General features: G+C 62.3%; 23 protein-coding genes. 8 read left to right on the forward strand and 15 right to left on the reverse strand.

Annotation, left to right across the window (positions count from 1 at the left end):
- Positions 1-36: 36 nt before the first annotated feature.
- Positions 37-618, reverse strand: a complete 582-nt coding sequence (locus V8J82_RS10415) for an FMN-dependent NADH-azoreductase (RefSeq protein WP_339974986.1) — start codon at positions 616-618, stop codon at positions 37-39.
- Positions 619-814: 196 nt separating this feature from the next.
- Between V8J82_RS10415 and V8J82_RS10420 the strand changes: the two genes are divergently transcribed.
- Together V8J82_RS10420 and V8J82_RS10425 are read left to right on the forward strand one after the other, a co-directional pair.
- Positions 815-1,693: a LysR family transcriptional regulator gene (locus V8J82_RS10420; RefSeq protein ID WP_339974988.1), complete on the forward strand. Its 879-nt coding sequence runs from the start codon at positions 815-817 to the stop codon at positions 1,691-1,693.
- Positions 1,694-1,901: 208 nt separating this feature from the next.
- Entirely contained in the window at positions 1,902-2,396 is a 495-nt protein-coding gene (locus V8J82_RS10425; protein WP_339974990.1) for a ClbS/DfsB family four-helix bundle protein, read from the forward strand.
- 198 nt (positions 2,397-2,594) lie between these two features.
- On the opposite strand, the gene V8J82_RS10430 is transcribed toward V8J82_RS10425, so the two are convergent.
- Positions 2,595-2,975: an ArsR/SmtB family transcription factor gene (locus V8J82_RS10430; protein ID WP_339974992.1), complete on the reverse strand. Its 381-nt coding sequence runs from the start codon at positions 2,973-2,975 to the stop codon at positions 2,595-2,597.
- A gap of 196 nt (positions 2,976-3,171) precedes the next feature.
- On the opposite strand from V8J82_RS10430, the gene V8J82_RS10435 reads away from it, so the two are divergent.
- The 5 genes from V8J82_RS10435 (at position 3,172) to V8J82_RS10455 (ending at position 6,064) form a co-directional block, all read left to right on the forward strand.
- Positions 3,172-3,504, forward strand: a complete 333-nt coding sequence (locus V8J82_RS10435) for an AtpZ/AtpI family protein (RefSeq protein ID WP_339974994.1) — start codon at positions 3,172-3,174, stop codon at positions 3,502-3,504.
- Positions 3,505-3,625: 121 nt separating this feature from the next.
- Positions 3,626-4,492: a F0F1 ATP synthase subunit A gene (locus tag V8J82_RS10440; RefSeq protein WP_439650065.1), complete on the forward strand. Its 867-nt coding sequence runs from the start codon at positions 3,626-3,628 to the stop codon at positions 4,490-4,492.
- 85 nt (positions 4,493-4,577) lie between these two features.
- Positions 4,578-4,814, forward strand: a complete 237-nt coding sequence (locus V8J82_RS10445) for a F0F1 ATP synthase subunit C (protein WP_011453893.1) — start codon at positions 4,578-4,580, stop codon at positions 4,812-4,814.
- Positions 4,815-4,914: 100 nt separating this feature from the next.
- Complete coding sequence (locus V8J82_RS10450) at positions 4,915-5,487, forward strand: F0F1 ATP synthase subunit B' (RefSeq protein ID WP_339974997.1); 573 nt, start codon at positions 4,915-4,917, stop codon at positions 5,485-5,487.
- A 4-nt stretch (positions 5,488-5,491) separates the two neighbouring features.
- Positions 5,492-6,064, forward strand: coding sequence for a F0F1 ATP synthase subunit B (locus tag V8J82_RS10455; RefSeq protein WP_339975000.1), 573 nt, complete (start codon positions 5,492-5,494; stop codon positions 6,062-6,064).
- A gap of 198 nt (positions 6,065-6,262) precedes the next feature.
- On the opposite strand, the gene V8J82_RS10460 is transcribed toward V8J82_RS10455, so the two are convergent.
- The 12 genes from V8J82_RS10460 to V8J82_RS10515 all read right to left on the reverse strand — a co-directional run bounded on the left by V8J82_RS10460 (position 6,263) and on the right by V8J82_RS10515 (position 16,719).
- Positions 6,263-7,249, reverse strand: a complete 987-nt coding sequence (locus tag V8J82_RS10460) for a P1 family peptidase (RefSeq protein ID WP_339975002.1) — start codon at positions 7,247-7,249, stop codon at positions 6,263-6,265.
- A complete protein-coding gene (locus V8J82_RS10465) occupies positions 7,246-7,575 on the reverse strand; it encodes a hypothetical protein (protein ID WP_339975004.1) in 330 nt (109 codons plus the stop codon). The genes V8J82_RS10460 and V8J82_RS10465 overlap by 4 nt, the downstream gene beginning before the upstream one ends.
- Positions 7,572-7,922 carry a cupin domain-containing protein gene (locus V8J82_RS10470; RefSeq protein WP_339975007.1) on the reverse strand — a complete coding sequence of 117 codons (351 nt, stop codon included), beginning with the start codon at positions 7,920-7,922 and terminating at the stop codon, positions 7,572-7,574. Before V8J82_RS10470 ends, V8J82_RS10465 begins: the two co-directional genes overlap by 4 nt.
- Complete coding sequence (locus V8J82_RS10475) at positions 7,919-8,659, reverse strand: glucose 1-dehydrogenase (protein WP_339975009.1); 741 nt, start codon at positions 8,657-8,659, stop codon at positions 7,919-7,921. Before V8J82_RS10475 ends, V8J82_RS10470 begins: the two co-directional genes overlap by 4 nt.
- The gene (locus tag V8J82_RS10480) at positions 8,649-9,203 is read right to left on the reverse strand and encodes a hypothetical protein (RefSeq protein ID WP_339975011.1); all 555 of its coding nucleotides are present in this window, start codon (positions 9,201-9,203) and stop codon (positions 8,649-8,651) included. The genes V8J82_RS10475 and V8J82_RS10480 overlap by 11 nt, the downstream gene beginning before the upstream one ends.
- A 71-nt stretch (positions 9,204-9,274) precedes the next feature.
- Positions 9,275-9,730 (reverse strand): hypothetical protein, encoded by a 456-nt coding sequence (locus V8J82_RS10485; protein WP_339975013.1) that lies wholly within the window; start codon positions 9,728-9,730, stop codon positions 9,275-9,277.
- A complete protein-coding gene (locus V8J82_RS10490) occupies positions 9,727-11,283 on the reverse strand; it encodes an ABC transporter ATP-binding protein (protein WP_339975015.1) in 1,557 nt (518 codons plus the stop codon). The genes V8J82_RS10485 and V8J82_RS10490 overlap by 4 nt, the downstream gene beginning before the upstream one ends.
- On the reverse strand, positions 11,276-12,106 hold the full coding sequence (locus V8J82_RS10495; RefSeq protein WP_339975017.1) for an ABC transporter permease: 831 nt from the start codon (positions 12,104-12,106) through the stop codon (positions 11,276-11,278). Before V8J82_RS10495 ends, V8J82_RS10490 begins: the two co-directional genes overlap by 8 nt.
- Positions 12,103-13,044: an ABC transporter permease gene (locus V8J82_RS10500; RefSeq protein WP_339975019.1), complete on the reverse strand. Its 942-nt coding sequence runs from the start codon at positions 13,042-13,044 to the stop codon at positions 12,103-12,105. Before V8J82_RS10500 ends, V8J82_RS10495 begins: the two co-directional genes overlap by 4 nt.
- Positions 13,045-13,135: 91 nt before the next feature.
- Positions 13,136-13,534 carry a cytidine deaminase gene (locus V8J82_RS10505; RefSeq protein ID WP_339975021.1) on the reverse strand — a complete coding sequence of 133 codons (399 nt, stop codon included), beginning with the start codon at positions 13,532-13,534 and terminating at the stop codon, positions 13,136-13,138.
- A gap of 218 nt (positions 13,535-13,752) precedes the next feature.
- Positions 13,753-16,038 carry a SulP family inorganic anion transporter gene (locus tag V8J82_RS10510; protein WP_339975023.1) on the reverse strand — a complete coding sequence of 762 codons (2,286 nt, stop codon included), beginning with the start codon at positions 16,036-16,038 and terminating at the stop codon, positions 13,753-13,755.
- A gap of 48 nt (positions 16,039-16,086) precedes the next feature.
- Positions 16,087-16,719 (reverse strand): VPLPA-CTERM sorting domain-containing protein, encoded by a 633-nt coding sequence (locus V8J82_RS10515; RefSeq protein ID WP_339975025.1) that lies wholly within the window; start codon positions 16,717-16,719, stop codon positions 16,087-16,089.
- 277 nt (positions 16,720-16,996) lie between these two features.
- On the opposite strand from V8J82_RS10515, the gene V8J82_RS10520 reads away from it, so the two are divergent.
- The gene (locus V8J82_RS10520; protein WP_339975027.1) at positions 16,997-18,754 is read left to right on the forward strand and encodes a helix-turn-helix domain-containing protein; all 1,758 of its coding nucleotides are present in this window, start codon (positions 16,997-16,999) and stop codon (positions 18,752-18,754) included.
- A gap of 375 nt (positions 18,755-19,129) precedes the next feature.
- On the opposite strand, the gene V8J82_RS10525 is transcribed toward V8J82_RS10520, so the two are convergent.
- Positions 19,130-20,548 (reverse strand): hypothetical protein, encoded by a 1,419-nt coding sequence (locus V8J82_RS10525; RefSeq protein ID WP_339975029.1) that lies wholly within the window; start codon positions 20,546-20,548, stop codon positions 19,130-19,132.
- Between the last annotated feature and the right edge of the window lie 39 nt (positions 20,549-20,587).

Genomic DNA, 20,587 nt, shown 5'->3' on the forward strand with positions numbered 1-20,587 from the left:
TAGCACGGGATGCGACATGCGCAAAGCGGCTGGGCGTCAGGCCGCCAGCGCCGCAACCTCGGCATGGGCCTTGGCCAGTGTCGCGTCCGGGTCGACGGCCATCTGGTCGGCGGAAATGATCTGCACATCGGTGATGCCGATAAAGCCCAGCACATGGCGCATATACCCGGTGGCAAAGTCGATCTCGGACCCGGCCTCGGTGCCGCCGGAGGCGACGGCCAGGATGGCGCGCTTGCCGGTCAGAAGGCCCTTTGGGCCGGTATCGGTGTATTGGAAGGTGCGACCGACGCGGGCGACCATATCGATCCAGGCCTTCAACGCGGTCGGCACGCTGAAATGGTAGATCGGCACCCCGATCACCAGCATGTCTGCGGCGATCACTTCGTCGACCAAGGCATCCGACCCGCTCAGGATCTCGCGCTGTTCGGCGCTGCGCTGATCGGCGGGGGTGAAGTTGGCGCCGATCCAGGCCTCGGAGACATGGGGTAGGCTTTCGGCCAGGTCCCGCGTCGTCACGGCGTCGGCATTCAGTTTGGCGATGATGCGATCCGTCAGATCGCGGGTGATGGAGCCTGTGCGGCGGGCAGAGGCGTCAACACGGAGAAGGTGAGTGGTCATGGCAACAGCCCTTTTGGCAAGAAGAAGATGCGCCGATAGAGGACGATTCAAGGCGTGAACACAATTCCCATATTTGATCATTATATGTGCACAATCGCACATTGACTGAGGGGCTGCACGGAACGTTGCGTTTCAAAAGAACTGCGCGCATTCTTGGGATATTTCGGATTTGGTGTGAGGAGGCGCACAGGACGCCATGGACAATTGGGATGAGTTGCGCACGGCATTTCAGGTGGCGCGTTTGGGAACAGTGTCTGGGGCGGCCGACGCGCTTGGAGTCCACCACGCAACGGTCATCCGCCATGTCGACGCGCTGGAGCGGCGCCTGGGTGCGAAATTGTTCCAGCGCCACGCGCGCGGTTATACGGCGACCGAAGCGGGACAGGATCTGCTGGCCGTGGCGGGACAGGCCGATGACCAATTCACCCAATTGGCAGGCCGCATCAAAGGCCGCGGGGATGAGGTGACGGGCGAGCTGATCGTGACCTCTCTGGGCGCGCTATCGCCGCTGCTGGTGCCGACCATCGCACTGTTTCAAGAGCGTCACACCGATTTGCGCGTGCGCCTGATCTCGGATGCGCGGCTATTCCGGTTGGAATATGGCGAGGCCCATGTGGCGATCCGGGCTGGCAAATTGCCTGATCAGCCCGACAATATCGTGCAGCCGTTTTTCACGCAGACGCTGAAATTGGTGGCCAGCAAGGGTTACCTGGACCGGTTTGGCCCGCTGACGGGGGACAACCTGACGGACCACCGGTTTGTGGGCACCACCGATGACACGCCCCGCGCGCCCTATTTCAAATGGCTGAATGATACGGTGCCAACCTCGTCGATTTACTTTCGGGCCTCGTCGATGGTGGCGGTGAAAGAGGCGGTGCTGGCAGGGATCGGAATTGGATTTGTCGCCTCATGGGATCAGGACCGGACCGACGATCTGGTGGAAATGCTGCCGCCGCTGGAGGATTGGACGGCGAAGATCTGGTTGGTGACGCATATGGATCTCCACCGAACCGCCAAGGTGCAGACCTTTGTGCGCCACTTGAAAGACCAGGTAAAAAGCTGGCCGGTCGGATAGGTCCAGGTGTTTCGCCGCGCCATGGGCGCGCGCGACCCGGCCGCCGCGGCCGCTGGCCGTTGGCCAGGAGCCCGCGGCGGCAAGTGCGCTCCGCTGCTGATGGTGCCGCGGGGTGGCAGGGGACGTCGGGATCCGCCCTCCAGATTGAGCAAGGTCAAGGCGTCATCATGAACCTGATGGCAGATTGAATGGCAAAGGAGGATGTCCCATGCCCGCTGCCACGACAAAACACGATCTGCTGACCGCAACCGACAAGGAATGGCACAAGCTGCAAGACCTGCTCGACCGTGTGCCGGACCGTTTGGCGATGCTGCCCCATGAGGATGACGGGCCCAGCATTCGCGATATCGTCACCCATCGCGCCCATTGGACCCAATTGTTCTTTCAGTGGCTTGACGAGGGGGAAGCGGCGCAGATGCCCGATCATGGGGTGAAGTGGAACGCGCTCAAACCCTATAACGCCGCCCTGCGTGCGCGCTACAGCGAGATGAATTGGAAAACCGCGCGCGCCTGGCTGGACGAAACCCATGGGCGGCTGCGGAACTGGATCGAAGGCACCGACGAACACGTTTTGTATGGCGAGCCGATGCCGGGCGGAAACGGTTGGACGCGCGGGCGCTACGCCGAAGCGTCAGGGCCAAGCCACTACCGCAGTGCCGCCAAATATGTCCGGTCGGTGTTAAAGGCTGTGGACGCGAAATAGGAATGCTTGGCGCCACGCCCAGGCGCAGATCAGCCGATCGTTTGAGAAAGGATGGAACCGAGGGCGCAACTCAACGTTGTCGTGATACCTGAATATATAGGAGTTACTGCTATGCGTTCCATTCTGACCCTTGTCGGCCTTGTCGTGGTGGTTATCGCCATCATCAACTTCATCTGAGCCGAATCTATGCGAAATATCCTATATATTATCGGCCTCGTCGTCGTGGTTGTCGTCATTCTGCGCCTTGCGGGGATCGTTTAGAATCCGCTCGCGTTCGAGGAAAGCTTCGAACGCGTCGAGATTGACCGCCTCAAACTGACCAAAGCCCTGCATCCAGATCGACGCGTCCTTCAGCGCGTCGATTTCCAATTTGCACCATTTCACACGTCCGCGCTTTTCCTGCGTGATCAGTCCTGCATTTGTCAGCACAATGAGATGTTTGGAAATCGCGGCCAGCGACATGTCGAACGGCTCGGCCACATCGGTGACGGCCATGTCATCCTCCAACAACATCTGCAGGATCGCGCGACGCGTTGGGTCGGCCAGCGCTGCAAAGACGGTGTCGAGGCGGGTCGTCATGGCGCCGCATAATCCTGTCCAGGCGCAATCGTCAACCGATTGGTTGAATAACGATATCCTTCCTCAAGGTGCGACACGCTGAACCTCAGCAAAAATTTACCATATAAATCAATACTATAATCCATCTCGCATCGCGTTGACTCTGGGCGATGCTCAGCCTAGCTTCCGCGCGAGCTTCCAACGGGGGCACGCTGGAATGAATGATCGGGATGAAGACGCCATACGCGCTTTGGAGGCGCGGATTGCGGCGGCAAAATCGCGAGCCGATCCAGAGCGCCCGCATATGGAAGAGCATTATTCCCAGGCGCAGCTGGCCTGGCGGATGGTGATCGAGTTGGTGGCCGGACTGGGCATTGGCTTCGGCATAGGCTTCGGGTTGGACTGGCTGTTCGGCACCCGACCGTGGCTGATGGTCGTGTTTACATTGCTGGGGTTTGTTGCAGGGGTCAAAACCATGATCCGTTCTGCGAAGGAAATCCAAAGGGCTGCTGAGGCCAAGAACGAACAGGGGACGCAGGATGGCGACTGAAAGCACGAATTCCAACGGCGGCACCGGCAAGACAGCCTTTTTGGTCCTGATCGGGCTGGCGCTGCTCGCGTTTCTTGCAGCCTTCTTCGACGACTATTCCGGCGGGTTGGCGATCCACCCGATGGATCAGTTCGAGGTAGCGCCCCTTGCCTTTGGCGAGGCTTACGCCGATGTCACGCTCTCCGATGCCGCTGCGCAAGAAGGGCAAGTTACCTATCGCGGTGAAGTTCACACTGTGATCTTGAGCGAAGAGCAGGTTGCTCAACTAAACGCCGGTGAGAACGTCGCTGTGAACCTTTGGGACTTGGGCATCCAGCAAGTACGCGCATTTACTATCACCAATGTCACGATGTGGATGGCGCTGGCCGTTCTGTCGGTTGTGCTGCTGATGGTTGTTGGAACGCGTGGCCGTGCTGTCGTGCCGACGCGGGGACAGTCGATGGCCGAATTGGCCTATGGCTTCGTCCACAAGATGGTTGAGGACGTGGCGGGCAAGGATGCGCTGCCCTACTTCCCCTACATCTTCACTTTGTTTCTCTACATCCTCTTCGCGAACTTCCTGGGTCTGATCCCGGGCAGCTTCACCACCACGTCGCATATCGCGGTCACGGCAGTCCTGGCCGCAGCGGTTTTTATCACTGTGACGGTGCTGGGCTTCGTCAAGAACGGCGCCTCGTTCCTCAGCCTGTTCTGGGTTTCATCTGCGCCGCTTGCGTTGCGTCCGATACTGGCGATCATCGAGGTGATTTCTTACTTCGTGCGCCCGGTCAGCCACTCCATTCGTCTGGCCGGGAACGTCATGGCGGGCCACGCGGTCCTGAAAGTGTTCGCGGGTTTCGCGGGCGCTATGGGTGTGGCGTCGGTGGTGCCGATCCTGGGCGTGGTCGCGATCTATGCGCTTGAGGTGTTGGTCTCCGCGATCCAGGCCTATGTGTTCACCATTCTGACCTGCGTCTATCTGAAAGACGCGCTTCACCCACATCACTAATTCGACCCGGGCAGAGCTGCCCGGACGACATGAGCTTTCGGGCCAATCGCCCGGAAAACAGACTTCCAACGTAAGGAGAAAGACTATGGAAGGCGATATCGCACAAATGGGTCAATTCATCGGTGCCGGCCTGGCCGCCATCGGTTCCGGCGCCGCCGCTATCGGTGTGGGCCACGTGGCGGGCAACTTCCTCGCCGGCGCCCTACGCAACCCCTCCGCGGCTGCTGGCCAGACCGCAACCCTCTTCATCGGCATCGCGTTCGCCGAGGCTCTGGGCATCTTCGCCTTCCTCGTCGCCCTGCTGCTGATGTTCGCTGTCTAAGAGAGCGATTTCATATCCTTACGTCGGGCGCGCTCTGCGATATGGGCGCGCCACCGTAACCCTTCGAGTTTAGACGACACCCCCTGTTGGAGGATCACCAATGGCCGACGACGCCGAACAATCAGGTGCTGATGCTGCCCACGGGGCTGCCGATGCCGCTGCCCATGGGGATGGCGCACCGGGGATGCCGCAACTCGATATCGCAACCTTCGACAACCAGATCGTCTGGCTTGTCATCACGCTGGTCGCAATTTTCCTGATCCTGTCCAAAGTGGCCTTACCACGCCTGTCGGCGGTGATGGCCGAACGGCAGGGGACGCTGACCAACGATCTTGCGGCGGCGGAAGATCTCAAGCGTCAGGCCGTCGAGGCCGAGGCCAGCTACAATACGGCGCTGGCCAATGCCCGGGCCGAGGCACAACGGATCTCGCAAGAGACCCGTGACGAAATTCAAGCGCAGCTCCAGGTCGAGATCGACAAGGCGGACGCGCAGATTGCTGCCAAGGCCGCCGAATCTGAGGCGCGGATCGGTGAGATTGAACAAGGCGCCCTGGCCACCGCGGAAGAGGTCGCCCGCGACGTTGCCGCCGATATCGTGCGCGCCCTGTCGCCCGGCCAAGAGGTCGATGCCGATGCCGTGGCCGCTGCCGTCACCAACCGCGTGCGGGGATAAGATGATGCGTATCGTTACATTTGCCACTGCCGCCCTGATCACCGCGCCGGCTTTCGCCGCCGATGACAAGCCCCATGGTTTGCTGGACCCGTCTTTCGGCAACTCGGACTGGGTCGTTCTGATCGGGTTTCTGACCTTCCTGGCGGTGCTGTTCTACTTTGGCGTACCGAAGATGCTGGCGGATATGCTGGATCAGCGTGCTGAAGGCATCCGATCCGAGCTGGATGAGGCGCGGGCCCTGCGCGAAGAGGCGCAGTCGCTGCTCGCTTCCTATGAGCGTAAGGCGCGCGAGGTCGAAGAGCAGAGCGCAAGGATCGTGGCCGAGGCCCGCTCCAATGCCGAAGATGCCGCCGAAGAGGCGAAAGGCGAGATCGAACGCTCCATCGCACGCCGTCTGGCCGCTGCCGAAGACCAGATCGCGAGTGCGGAAGCAAAGGCCAACCGTGCTGTGCGGGACCGCGCCGCAACCGTGGCCGTGGCCGCCGCTGCTGAAGTCATCGCCGGGCGTACCTCCGCCGCTGATCAGAACGCGCTGATCGATGACGCGATTTCTGAGGTTGAGCGCCAGCTGCACTGACACCTGTGCGACCAGATGAATGGCCCCGTCGGTTCTGCCGCGGGGCCTTTTTCGAGGTTGGATGGTCCGGCAGGGTGTCGCAACGCCCACCCACCCACCCCGTCGCGCCACCCCGCCTTTGCGCATATCTGGTGGCGTGTGCGTGAGTATCTGGGATTTGAGTGGAGCGCCCGTGCCCACAGGCCTTGGCGGCTAAGGCTAGTCGAACCGGTCGCGATAGGTGGGCAGCAGATCATTATCCTGCGCTTTGGCCGTGTAGACGCCGCGGGCCACAGCACGGCTGAGGCATAGTGCGGCCACGTGCCCCAACAGCAACGTATCGCTTTCTTGCGCCAACGGGGTTTGTCCCGTCGCGGCGGCAAAGACCAAATCGCCATCCATCGGCGTGTGGCTGGGATAGATCGCCCGCGCTAGGCCATCATGGGCGGCCACCGCCATCCGGGTGGCCTGGGCCTGGGTCAGATCGGCATCGGTGGCGATTATGGCGATGGTGGTGTTGCGGCTATCCCCGCCTTTTACCGGGGGGATGGCGGTGGCGTCAAAAGCCGGTGCCATGCCGCGCCCGCCAAACTCCCCCGCGATTTCAAACGGCGCGGCCCAGAAATGTGGGCTGTCTCCAACAGTGACCCGCCCCAGCGCATTCACCGCAACCAGAGCGCCGATCGTGTAGGGCCCCGCCTGCGCCGAAGCTGAGCCAAGGCCCCCTTTCAGATCCGCGACCAGCGCGCCGGTCCCGGCGCCGTGGCTGCCCAGGTCGAAAGCGACATCGGCGGCATCCAGCGCCGCGCGCCCCAGTGCTTTATAGGGGTTGTCCGCCCAATCCTTGTCGCCGCCATTGATCAGGTCGAACAGGATCGCGCCGGGCACAATCGGCACCCGCTGATCGCCGACGGGAAAGCCGCGCCCCGCTGCGCGCAGCCCATCGGCCACGCCCGAGGCCGCATCGAGCCCAAAGGCCGAGCCCCCCGACAGCACCAGCGCATCGACCTGCTGCACGGTCTTGTCGGGTGCCAGAAGGTCAGTTTCACGCGTGCCCGGGGCGCCGCCCATCACATGCACGGCGGCGGTGAAGGGCGCGTCTCCGACCACAACGCTGACCCCGGTTTTTATCCGATCATCCTGCGCCTGGCCCACGCGCAGCCCGGCCACATCGGTGATCAGATTGCGCGGGCCCGGCGTGATCATGGCGCGGGCACCATCTGCGGCACGGTCCCGCGCACCGCGCCCAGATCGCGCAACAGATCCGTGGTGCCAAGCGGACAGTCCAGCCCTGAATAGGCGCCGGGCAGCACCAGAATCAGCGTGTCCGTTTGTGGCAGCCGCGCCACTATATCCGCGCCGAAATAGGCGCCCAGCCGTGCCGCATGGCCCGATTGGATCACCTCCACATGGCCCAGATCCAACCCCGGCGCCACGTCCAACAGATGTGCAAACGCCAAGGGTTGTGAGGCGAAGTCGCCTGCAAGAACCTGGATATCCGCAGGCACATCGCGGCGGATAAAACCCGTCACAGGGCGACTTTCTCAGCGGCTGTCTCTGCATCCCCGGTATTGGGTGTGCCCGCCGGTTCGATCAGCAGCAGATGCGCCTCTTGCCGGGCGACAGGCCGATGTTCGACCCCTTTCGGCACCACAAACATCTCACCTTCCCGCAGAGTCACCGTGCCCTCGCGCATCTCGATATCGATCTCGCCCTTCAGGACCAGAAAGAAATCATCGGTGTCAGGATGCGAATGCCAGGTGAATTCCCCTTCGACCTTCACCACCATCAGATCGTTGCCATTGTACTGCCCGACGATCCGCGGGCTCCAATGATCGGAGAATTGGCTCAGCTTGTCAGCCAGGTTGATTGCCTTCATATGCAGCGTCCCCCATCGACCTCAAGCGCGACGCCGGTGATCATGCTGGCCGCGTCCGAGCACAAGAAGGCCGCCGCTTCGCCCATATCCTCGGGCTGGCTGAAACGGCCAATTGGGATCGTCGCCAGGAACTTGGCGCGGATCTCGGGCGTGTCTTCGCCCATGAAACTGGCCAGCAGCGGCGTTTCCCCCGCCACCGGGCAGATCGCGTTGACGCGAATGCCGTCTGGCGCCAATTCAACGGCCATGGCCTTGGTCGCCGTGATCATCCACCCTTTGGAGGCATTGTACCAATTCAGATGCGCGCGAGGGCTGATCCCGGCGGTTGAGGCGACGTTCAGGATTGCGCCGCTGCCGGCCGCCTTCATCTGCGGCACGATCTCACGCGCGGTCAGGTAGACCGATTTTGCGTTCACCTTGAAGACACGGTCGAAATCGGCCTCGGCCACATCCTCCAGCGGGCCTTTCTGATGCGTGGTGCCGGCGTTGTTCACCAGGATGTCGATGCGCCCCCAGGCCTCCAGCGCTATCTTGGTCATCGCCGCGACCGAGCCGCCGTCGGAGACATCGGTTTGCGTGGTGAGGCCGCCGATTTCATCGGCGATGTCCCGGGCGGCGTCCAGGTTCAGATCCGCGACCAGCACCTGCGCGCCTTCTCGCGCGAAGATGCGTGCGATCCCGGCGCCAAAGCCCGAGGCTGCGCCGGTGACGATGGCCGTCTTGCCCTCAAGTCGCATTGGCGACCTCCTGCTGGCTGCGTAACCGGTCGATGGTCCGCCCCCGCCGCATCGGGAAGAACGCGGCCAACAGGCCCAGGGCGCCTGCCAGATAGGTGGCGTCATGCATGAAGCCCGCGCGCAGGAAATCCGACCGTGTCGGGCCCTCGCGGAATGTCAGATATTCATCGAGCAGCCCGGTGCTGTCGGCGGCCAGCCCGCCCAACAGCCCGCCCAACGCGCCGAAGGTCGCCAGCAAGATGACCAGGAAAATCGCCCCCAGCCCCGCGGCCAGATAGGTGCGGTTCTGCGGCACGGCGAAGAGCCCATACAGAAAGGCCGGGGCGCCCACCAACGGGCCCATCCACCAGCTCGCCTGCACACCGACCCAGGCCGCGGCCAGCCGGTTGGGCATATCCTCGGGCATGCCAAATTGCTCAAACTTGAAGGCGGTGAAATAGGTCGGGCCGACCGAATAGCTGAGCTGATTGTGCAGCGCGCCAAACAAAGCCGCGGCCAAGGCGGCCAGGCCCAACAGAAAGAAAAACGTCGGAAATTTTCCCATCGGCCCGATCCTCCCCACTTAATCCTTAAACTAGCGACTGCCCGCCGGGCCGTCCATGCGCGCCCATGCCGCTATAGGTCGAACATGGCGCGCCAATTCTCCGCCGTCATCCCGGCGCGATAGTCTCGCTGCATCGCGGGGTCGAGCACCTCGATCAGGACCCGGTTTTCGACCCACAGCTCCACGCATTCGAAAGGCCCGCGATTGCAGATCCGCGTTAACCAACCGGCCCGCGTGCCGATCTCAACCACCTCTTCGGCGGGTCGCCCGGTTGCCACGGCCACATGGGCCAAGGCGGGACCGGTTTCGGCCGCCCCGGTGGTGAAGGCGATGGTCTCCGCCCCCGCTTCGACCCGCGTAGTGTTCGGATAGACCTCGATCGCCGTGCCGTCGTCGGTATCCGCGAATGCGATCCAAGCGCCGGGGCAGGGCGGAAAGGACAGGGCCGGTCCGCGTAAGACCTCCGCGATGATCCGTGCCGCGGTTTCGGGCTCCGCGGCGCCCAGTGACATGTGCAAGATACTCATGGGGTCACCTCCAAGGTCGGGGCCGCCGCCAGCAGGTTTTGCGTGTAGGGATGGGCGGGGGCGGTGAAGACCTGCTCGGTCGCGCCCTGTTCCACGATCTGGCCCTTCTGCATCACCAAAACCCGGTCGGTGATCGCGCGCACGACCGTCAGATCGTGGGAGATGAACAGGTAGGACAGGCCCAGTTCCCCCTGCAGATCGGCCAGCAGATCCAGGATTTGCGCCCGAACCGAGACATCCAGCGCACTCACCGCCTCATCCAGAACCAAAAGCTTGGGCCGCGTGATCAGGGCGCGGGCAATTGCGATGCGTTGACGTTGCCCGCCAGAGAACTCGTGGGGGTACTTCTCCATATCGGCGGGCGACAGGCGCACCGCCTCCAACGCGGCGGCCACGGCGGGGCGGGGCTCGGGCGGGTTGTCCAACAGGTGAAACGGCTCGGCAATGATCCGGTCCACCCGCCAGCGCGGGTTGAAACTGCCATAGGGGTCCTGAAACACCACCTGCACATCGGCGCGCAGGGCGCGCGCCATGCCGGGATAGACAGAATGCCCATTCAGCGTGATGGTGCCCGAGGTCACGGGGTCGAGGCCGAGGATCGCGCGGGTCAGCGTGGATTTCCCACAGCCGGATTCGCCCACCAACCCCAGGCTTTCGCCCCGTTGCAGGTCAAACGTCACGCCGTCGACGGCGCGCACCGGATCGCCCCGGCTCAGGCCCTGTCGCGGGCCGGGATAGTGACGGTGCACGTTGTCGACCCGCAGGATGGCATCCTTTGCCGCATTGCCCGCCCGCTCGGGCTGATGGGCCGAGGCTGCGAACAAAGCCCGCGTATAGGGATGCGCCTGTTCGGCCAAAACCTGGCGCGTTGGTCCGGTTTCCACGACTACGCCGCGCTGCATCACCGCGATCCGATCCGCCATATCGGCCACCACCGCCAGATCATGGGTGATCAGCAGCAAAGACATGTTCTCTTCGGCGACCAGGCCTTTCAGCAGATCCAGGATTTGCGCCTGCGTGGTGACATCCAACGCGGTGGTCGGCTCATCGGCAATCAACAGGCGCGGATGCAGCGCGATGGCCGCGGCGATGCAAACCCGCTGCCGCTGCCCGCCGGACAATTCATGTGGAAAACGGTCGAGCCCGATATGCGACAGCCCCACACGGTCCAGCCGGTCTCGCGCCACCGCCAACGCCTCGGCCCGGTCCGCTTTGCCGTGAATCGTCAGCGTCTCGGCGACCTGATCGCCGATGGTCTGCACGGGGTTCAGCGCTGTCATCGGCTCCTGAAAGATCATCGAGATGTCATTGCCGCGTAGCGCGCACAGATCCCGTTCCGGCAGGCGCAGCAGATCAATCCCGTCCAGACGCGCCGCGCCTTCGGTGCGCGCCCGCAGCGGCAACAGCCCCATCAGGGCCAACGCGGTCATGGATTTGCCCGATCCGCTTTCGCCCACCAGGCCAAAGATCTCTCCCTCGCCGATCGACAGCGAGACATCGTGCAGGATTTCGGTGCGTCCGATGGACAGCGACAGCGCGTCGATCTCAAGCATCCGCGCGCCCCCGCCTTAGGCGCGGGTCCAGCGCATCGCGCAGCCCGTCGCCCATCAGGTTCAGCCCCAGAACCATCACCACAATCGCCAGGCCGGGCAGAACCGCGAGCGACGGGTGCGAATAGATCATCGTCTGCGCCTCCGACAGCATCCGCCCCAGGCTAGAGGTCGGCGGCTGCGCGCCCAGCCCCACATAGGACAGGGCCGCTTCGGCCAGGATGCCGAGCGAGAATTGGATCGTGGACTGCACGATCAACAGATTGGCGATGTTGGGCAGCACATGTTCCGCGCTGATCCGGGCGCGGCCCTTGCCGGCGGTGCGCGCGGCCAGGATGTAGTCAAGCGTCCAGATCGGCAGCGCGCCGCCCCGCGCGACGCGGGCGAAGACGGGGATGTTGAAGATGCCAATGGCCAGGATCGCATTGGTGGCCGAAGGGCCGTAAACCGCCGTGATCAGGATCGCGATGACCAGGGACGGAAAGGCAAAGATCAGATCGTTGCCGCGCATGATGATCTCGTTCAGCAGCGACCCGCGTGTGGCGGCGGCGGCCAGCCCCAGCGGCACCCCCAGCCCCATGCCGATCCCCACCGCAACCAGCGCCACCGCGATCGAGGTGCGGCTGCCCTCCATCAGCATCGACACCATATCGCGCCCGAATTGGTCGGTGCCCAGCCAGAACTCGGCTGAGCGCGGTTGCAGCCGGTCGGCGATGCTGAGGCTCGTGATGTCATGCGGCGTCCAGACCAGGCTGATCAGCGCCAGCGCGGCGAAGATCAGGGTGATCGTGGCGCCGATCCACAGGCTGACGGGCAGGCGGCTCATCCGCGGCGCAACCTTGGATCGACCAGCGCATAGGCGACATCCACCAGAAAGGTCACCACGATCACCGCAAAGACCAGCAGCATGGTGACGCTTTCCACCACGATCAGGTCGCGCTGCGTGATGCCTTGGAAGATCAGCCGCCCCAGACCCGGCAGAAAGAACACGTTTTCGATGATGATCGCGCCCGCCAGCAGGAACGAGAATTGCAGCCCGATGATCGTCAGAACCGGGATCAGCGCATTGCGCAGCGCGTGGCGGCGGATCGCCTGGCCCCGTGTCAGCCCCTTGGCGCGGGCGGTGCGGATGTAATCCTGCCCCAGCGTATCAATCAGGGCTGAGCGCATGACCCGCGCCAGGATCGAGGCTTGCGGCAGAGCCAGCGCGATGGCGGGCAGGGTCAGCGCCTTGATCGCCGCACCGGGGTCGTCCCAGCCCGGAAAGCCACCCGCCGAGAACATCTGCAAGGTGACCGCGAACAGCAGCACCAACAGCATCGCGAACCAGAAATTTGGCACCGCGATGCCCAATTGTGTGGCGCCGATGATCGCGTAATCGCCCACGCGGCCCCGGTTTGTCGCCGCGATCACGCCGATCGGCACCGCGATCAGTGTCGACAATAACAGCGCATAGACCGTCAGCGGCAGCGAGATCCAGATCCGGTCCAACACAAGCTCCGAGACCGGCACACGGTAGGTGTAGGAGGTGCCGAAATCCCCGCTCAACATGCCCGAGACCCAAGCGATGTACCGCTCGGTCAGTGATCCATCCAGCTCCAACTCCGCCCGAAGCGCCGCGATCGCGGTCTCATTGGCATTCAGCCCCAACATGAAGGCCGCCGGGTCGCCGGGAATGACCTCGATCACCGCGAAAATCACGATGCTGGCCACAATCAGGCTCAACGCAAGGGATAGGGCGCGGGTCAGGATATAGCGGACCATGGCGCCACGTTAGGGCGACAAATCCCATTGGACCAGACCCATCCCCCGGGGCGACAAGACCGCAGGTTCCCGGAGCCCGTGCCTTTGCCCGCTACCGATACGCCGTCGACCAGTGAAAGTTCTGCAGGTCCCGGAGCGGTTTGAAAAGCAATGCGTTCTCCGGGGTCGTCACCGCAACCAAGACGTCCTCCCCCCAAAATCGCAGCCGTTCCTGGCAAATGCCGCAGGGGGTCAGCAGCTTAAATGACGATGTTTCGGTCTCTCTATAAAGGCACAGGCTGTGCGTAACCGCTTGATTTTGCTTATGAGCCTCCAGAAACCCGCCCACTTCCATACAGAGGGACAGCGCGTCAAAGTCGTCATCCGGCGCGACGCTTGTGATGATCTCACCGGTCGCCAAACGCACGGAGGCTGCACCGCCCCAATCTGTGGGATAGCGTCGCTCCACAAGCTCGACCGCAGCTTGATACATTTGGTGTTCGACACTCATCCTCAAACCCCGTGGCGATTCCGAGGCTGACCATATGGCCAGTTCCGAAAGACCGCAAAGCCCCAGATCAGCCAAATGTGCCTACCGGATATCGCGCCACCTCGGCCGAGGCGGCCTAGCGCCCGAACCTATCTGATCGACACGACGCCGCGAATATCGGCTGTGATTGCGGCAGCGTCTCTTATGGGTCGGGCAAGGCGGTCCTATACCGCGGGTTGTCAATCTGTCAGGGATCGCACCAGCAGATTGGATTGATCTAGGCGCTCGGCGATTGTTCTTAGGAAGAATTTGTTGAGCCGATCTGCCAGCACAGGATGTGACTGGGTCATCCGCTGTAGATCGTCCTGGCTCAGCCGCCAAAGGGTCGCCGCAGTTTCGGCGGTTGCTGACGCCGTCCGCACCCGCTGCAAGAAGAAGGACATCTCGCCAACCACCGCACCCGGCCTCAGCGTCCGTAGGTGAATGGGCGGATTGGGGGGGCTGTCGAGATGCACTTTGATCAGGCCGCTTTCAATGAAGTAGATATCGCTTCCGGCATGCCCTTGCTTGATCAGCACATCCTGCGCCTTGAGCATAATTTTCGTGAGATAGGGTTTCAGCGCGTCATGGGCGTCAGCGTCTTGCAGACAGCGCGTCAGCTGACATGCAATGGGTTGCGCGGCTGGGATGCCGCTGGCAGGTGTCCGGTCGCCAAGCAGACGATCCTCACACCATGCGATCGCGCTTTCGACCTCATCGAAACATCGCAGCGGCTTTTGCGCGGGGCTTGCGATGAGCCTGTTCAATCGGCTCAACATGGCGGGATTAAGCCCGCTGACGATCAGCGTGCCGTCCTGCTTGGCGATGATGCCGCAGATCTTGGTGAGGCTCTGAATGGCGGAGGAATCGATCCCCGTGACATCCCGACAATCCAGAACGATAAACCGAACTGGCGCGGCGCACGGCTCCTCAAAACAGGTCCGGACCCGATGATGCAGCTGATGCACACTGCCGAAAAAGATGAAGCCCTGAAGCCGCAGCACGCGGATCTGGGCACCGTGCCTGCGCAGATAGGCCTGATCATCCAAATTGTGCTCAACCCGGCTGCGGTAGGTTTCACCGGTGATCGCATATTTCACCACGTCGACCCGCGCATATTCTACGGTAAAGAGCGCGGCTGCGGCGAAGACACCAATCGCGACGCCCTGCAACAGGCCAAACGTGACGATGAGCAGGACGATCAGCAGCACGATCAGGTATTCACGACGTGAGACCGTTGCATAGATTCCGATCAGCCATTGATAGAGCAGCCCGCCGCCGATCCACAGGAGCAACCCGCCAAAGAGCGGGATCGGAATGACGCTGAGCAGCGACGCACCGAAGACCAGGATCGCGGCGCACACCCCGGCCACCAGCAGGCCGGTGATCCGGTAGGCGGCGCCCATGTGATGCGCCAGAATGGTCAGCCCCAGACCTTGAAATCCGGCGGCCCCGCCCCCGGCTCCGGCCAGAACATTTGCCAGACCCGCGGCTTGAAGCTCTCGGTCGAGATCGATGTCCCGGCGCACCGACAGTTCAATGCCGCTGGACGCGAACAACAGCGCGGCGGCGCTGATCGCGAGCAACGCGCTGATCTTGGGCAGCTCGGACCAGACCATCGACCAATCCGCCAGTGCCAGCGGGTTGCCTTGAAAGGGCATGCGGATGCCGCCGTCCTGCGGCGGCGCAAAGAGCCAGCCGTCGCGTTGCAGATCAATCAGCGACAGATCGAACAGCCATATGCCTGCGTGAAACAGGACAAGAGTGGTGGCGATGGCCACCGGTAGGACAAAGGGGCTGCCGCTGCGCCGGGCGGCCAGATCTACCAGCAAAGCGAAGGCAATAGCAGGCCCCAATTTGGCAAAGGTCTGGCTTTCAAGAAGGGTCGGCAGGCTTTGGACGGTAAGAGGGGCGCCGAGGGTCACCGCCAGCGCGCCGGTGACGATCAGCCAGCCCATTCCGGCCAGAAACCCGGCAAGCACGGGATAGGGGATAAAGCGGATCAGCCGGCCCAGACGGAAGGCGCCCAATGCAAAAAGGGCCGCCCCGGTCAGGATGGTGGCCAGCCCGATCATCACGATGATGGTCGCGAGGATTTCAGCTTCGCTGTGGGCGTCGAACATGGCGCCATGGATCGAGGCCGTGATGACGGCCAGCGTGACCACCGTGACCTCTTGCGTGACAGAGACCATGCCCTTGTACGAACTGAAAAGCGCGATCACAGCGTTGAGCACGATGGTGCCGAAAAGGCAGATCCCGATGGCCAGCGTGATATGTGTGCTGAGCACTGTCGAGAACAGCAGGGCCGCCGCCGAGATCGCAAACATCGCGGTCAGCAGGCCACAGACCAGCCCCGCAGAGAGGATGGCGGGCAGGTGGCTTAACCAGTAGGCGTGTTTGTTGGCCGTTCCGGGTTTGGCAGGATCAGCCGCGGGACCGCTGGTGATGTCTGGCCCGAAAATCTCTGCTTGCACGTGGTCATCCATGGGGTGCAACGCGGTATGGTCGATGCCGTCCTCCCGAGGACATGTTGCTCAGCTTGCCGTTGGTGATCTGCGCCGGGCACGCAAGGCGCCGAAGGCGACGAGACCAGCGAGCAGGAGCACTCCTCCAGCAGGAAGGGGAACCGGCGCAATGTCCGACGGGCTGAAGCGGGCGTATACGGATCTGGTAGTTTGCGAGGTATCGTAGGAAATCAGTATTGAGTTGCCTGCAGAAACCCTATCGTCGTTCCCGCCTATCGGGTCAGGAGATCCATTGAAGAAGTCAGCAGCTAGAGCCCTGTCTCGTACGACTGCGAAAGGGATCAAAAGAGTCCCCTGGTTGGAAAAAGGGCCTGACCTTTCGATGCCTGCGGTTAGTGACGGATCGCTATCGAAGTTGCCGAGGGGACCATCCAGAAAAACGGTTTCGCTGAGGCTTCGGCCAGCGGCCAAGGCCTGATCCAGGGTCGAAAATATGAAATCCGACTGCGCATCGCAGCCATCGAAGAGCGCCGCGCAAGTCCCGTCGACAAATTCGACATCGTAGAGCGCGCCGTTGACTTCGACGTTCGAGGCCCCGACCAGCTGGCCCCCAACCACGTTCAAAGTGACGGTGGACGCTAGGCCCGGCATTGCGGTAAGTGCTGCCAGAACGGTTGCGAAAGTAAGCGTTCTAATCCTCATATCTATGTCTCCTTAAAATGGTCCTGCTCGACAGGTCCGTGGGACGTTTCACGCGCTGCGAGATACGGGCGCCACCGGTATATGCTCGTGAAGGTTCGCGTCAGAGTTGAACTGCGCGTCGACTACAGGCATCATCTGAGCCAACTTTGGGGTGCGAAGAAAACGGGGTGGAGTTGTTTTGACCCATGCGCGCTCAAATTTGTCCCAAACCAGTGCAGTCGGCTGCGGCGAATTCGCATAGAACCCTCGATACATACACGTTTTCGATTGGGGGCCGATGAACAGAACATTTATGATCGCCCGGGTTCTGTTTGCGCTGCTTCTCTGCACGAGAGCCGCCTGGGCCGGGGATTTCGCCGATCCCCCATCTTCCTGTCCGCAACCGGAAGATGTGCCGCCTGTCGCCCACATGCTGTCCGATGCGCCGAATGATCAGTTGCGCGCGTTGCGGGCCGAGTATTTTCTGGACGATGCTGGCACCATGGGTGCCGACAGCATTCCCGGCCAACCCTTTCATCCGCGCAATTGCAGCGGCGTCTTCACCGCTCCGGTGCCGTCTCAAGCCTTATGGCTGCGGTTTGCCGTGGCCAATCCGCATGCGGAGCAGCGCGATTGGGTGATCGCCCTGATCGAGAAGATCTTCGATGAGGTGATCCTGTTCGAAGAACGGGGCGGCGCGCTTGTCGAGATCGCGCGCCTCGGCCGGATTGTCAGCGCCGAGGAAAACGCCGGTGCGGCCATGCGGACCGGGTTTCCGATTGCGCTTCAACCCGGTGATGACCGGGTGTTTTACCTGCGGATTGCGGGAACCTTCGAGCCCACCATCACCGCAGTCATCATGTCGGCGGACCTCTTTTCCGAGTGGGGCACGATGACCTTGATGATGACAGCGCTGTTTCTGTGCTACGTGGCGACGATTGCGCTCTTGAGCCTCATCCTGTTCCGGCAGATCGACCGGCGGTTTTACCAGTATTATGCGCTCTATCTGGTCTGCCTGTTCATGTTCTCGTTCATTTATGACGGCTGGTTGCACGCGATTTTCGATCTGACGCTGCCAGCCACCACGCTCACCCCGGTGACCGAGGGCTTTGCCGGGCTGGGGATGCTGGCCAATGTGCAATATTGCCGTGTGCTGCTGAACGTGGACGCGGACGCTCGGATCTGGCGGCGGCTGTTCCAGGGGCTCTCTTTCGTGATCGTCGGGGTCACGGCTCTGGCCGTGCTGGACCCCTGGCACCTCGCCATGCCGCTGCACCTCATCTATTTCGTCAGCCCGCTGGTCCTTCTGGTCGTCGCTGTCCGGAAGATTCGCGCGGGGCTGCCGCAGGCCTGGCCGATATCGGGCTCGCTGGTTTTGTTCAGCGGCGGCCTCTTCGCCGCGGTCTACTTCTTTCTTGTGCCGGTCAGTCCGACGCAGGCTGCGACCGCCTTCGATGTACTGCTGCTGCGGCCATTGTCCCTGGCGTATATCGCCGCGATTGTCGGTGAGACGCTCTTCATGATGCTGGCGATTTCAACGATGGTCCGCGCGATGCAGACGGAACGCCGCTCTGCCGTGGTCGAACTTGCCTCGCTCGGACAACAGGTCAAGGATATCGAGAAACAGCGCATCGAGGTGGAGCGGACAACGGCGGCCAGGCTCGAAGCGCTCGAGGCTGCGCTGGCCGATGACCCGGCGACCAAACAGCATCTCTCCGCAAAAAAGCAGTTCCTGGAGCGGTTGACGGAACATGTTCTCGATCATGTGGCGGATCAGGATTTCGGGGTGGAAAGGTTGGCCTCCGCGCTCGCGGTCAGCCAGAAGACCCTTGGCCGTCGCCTCAAGGAAGCGAACGGGCAGTCGCCCGCGTCGTTCATCCGATCGGTGCGCCTGACTTTCGCCCGTAACCTGATCCTGCTCGATCAGTATAATACCGTGGCTGAGATCGCCCGCGCTTCGGGGTTCGCAAGCGTCAGCAATTTCGCCAAGCTCTACCGGCAGGAATTTGGCGAGACGCCCAGTAAGTCCATCAGCCTGTTGAGGAATATCCAGTAGGCAATGCCCACATGCCGGATCGAAGGGGCTTCAACTGCGTTTTCCATCGCTTGCCGGATCTCGCCATCTTCAGAGGCGCATCTGCGCGACACCGAAAGCGCGTTCACATGGCAAAAAGCGGGAAGCCCTATCCAAGCACGGGTCATCGGCGTTTGTGACGTCCCGAGGGTCGACATCCACGCATCGGCAGCTTCGGTCCCTGTAAATCAGGCATCCTAATAGGCCCATGAAGCCGGCGTTTGGCGTCCCGACCTGTCCCAACCTGACTGGATGTCAGGCCGATTGGTCGGCATCAAAAGTAAACCCCCGCCGGGCGGACCCGACGGGGGAGTGAAATGGAGCGGCCCTAATACCCGTGGGCCTCTAAATATGCCTTTAGTCGGCGTCGATTTCGGCGCCGTCTGTGTCGATGCCGTCGGCGATCTCGCTGTCGATCACCCAAACACGGCCTATACCATCATCGTCCTGCACGGCTTCGATGCCCAATTCACCACCGTTATTGCCCGATGTGGCGCTGCTCAGCACCATCAGGCTCAAATCGCCTATGCCCTCTTCTTCGGCCACAATGCCGACGCCGCCATTGCCGATGGCCTCCACGGCCTGAACAACCGCATAGACATGGCCCGCGCCCTCTTCCGACAACTTGATCGCGTCATCGGCATTCTGTTCGCCGATATAGCCCATAAAGGTTACATCAATGTCACCGGCGCCCTCTTCGTCGAAATCAAATCCCTCATCGAGGTTGCCGCGCATGGTGCCGCCGGAAAACAGGCCCACCAGCGCGCCGGGCCCGGCTTCGTCAATATCGAACCCGTCATCGACATCGATCCCGAACCCATAGGCCGCGACGCTGCCATCGTCATACAGGTCAACCTCCCGCTCGAAACAGGCATCGTCGGACGATCCGGTGACGGGGCCGGGGATGGCATCGGCTTGGGTGACGCCTTCGTCAAATGCGCCTTCATCGATTTCAGGCAGGAAGGCGCGCAGCAGGTTCGGGTCACAATAGGCGCCGTTATCGACGAAATCGGAATAGATCACGTCCACGATCACGTCACCGTCCTGGCCTTCGTCCAACTCGATCCCATCGGCGCCCACATTCGAAACCTCCAGGAACATGCCGGTGAACAGGATATCGCCCATGCCGCGTTCATCCACGCGCAGCCCATCGGCATCGAAGCGGCCATTGCCCACATCGGCGATGGTCACATCCACCAGCGCTACCTCGATCGACGCGGCCGAGCCTTCGCCCGCCCCGCCGCCACCGCCGCCGCATTCATCGGCCAGCGTACAATCCGAGATATGGATGCCGTGATTGGCGACACCCGACACCGCGACATCATCCAGCATCAGCGCGACGGTGCCCTCGGCGGTCTCGGCGACGTCCAGAAAAATGCCCTTACCCGCGGCGCCATCTTCGTCGCCGCGCGCCTCGATTGAAAAGCCGCCCGGGCCTTCGAACGCCATCCCTCGGATCTCCAGCGATCTGGTGCCGAGCGCTTCCAGAAGCGTGATATTCGCGTCCGTCGTGATCGTGGCGCCGTTGCCGATCAGCGTCAGGGGGTCGCTGCTGGCATAGCTCAGCGTCTCCGTGATCTCGATCTGTGCGTCCGGCAGCATCACCACGATGGTCGCCGGACCGGCTGCGTCCGCGGCACTGGCCAACGCCGCGCGCAGCGTGCCCTCGCCCCGATCCGCATCGCTGGTCACCAGGATCGGCTGCTCGGCCAAGGCGGGGATAGCCGTCAGGCAGAGGGCCAGCGCAGCGCCGCCCAAAAGACGCGGTTTCAGCATGTCGGATCATCCCCTATTCGTATCCTGCAAGCTCCCCTA

The sequence above is a fragment of the Gymnodinialimonas mytili genome, from assembly GCF_037544085.1.
Classification (GTDB): Bacteria; Pseudomonadota; Alphaproteobacteria; order Rhodobacterales; family Rhodobacteraceae; genus Gymnodinialimonas; species Gymnodinialimonas mytili.